This window comes from Micromonospora sp. AMSO31t, assembly GCF_008868175.1.
GTDB lineage: Bacteria > Actinomycetota > Actinomycetes > Mycobacteriales > Micromonosporaceae > Micromonospora.
In genome coordinates this window covers 1-245 of record NZ_WBKT01000374.1, presented here as the reverse complement: position 1 = coordinate 245, position 245 = coordinate 1, and the positions used below count along the sequence as shown (strand labels likewise).

The following is a 245-nucleotide window of genomic DNA, read 5'->3' as shown; positions in this document are numbered from 1 at the left end:
CGACAGCTGCGAGGGCGTCGTGCTGTTCGAGGCGCCACCCTGCGTCGACGGGCACGGCGCCGACTGCCCCGAGCTGATCTGCACGGGCTGCGGAGCGGCCGTGCTCATCGCCACGTTCGCCTTCCGCTGACGATTCGGTCAGTGCTCGGCGGTGCGGCGGGTGCCGGAGTAGTACTCGAAGAGCAGGCCGCAGGCGCCGAAGACGACCGCCACCATGCCCACCCCGATCAGCCAGAACTGCCAGA

General features: G+C 70.2%; 1 pseudogene. It reads right to left on the bottom strand.

From position 1 onward, the window contains the following. Positions 1 to 138 precede the first annotated feature (138 nt). A pseudogene (locus F8274_RS31000) lies at positions 139 to 245 on the bottom strand (cytochrome c oxidase subunit 4); the annotation flags it as partial.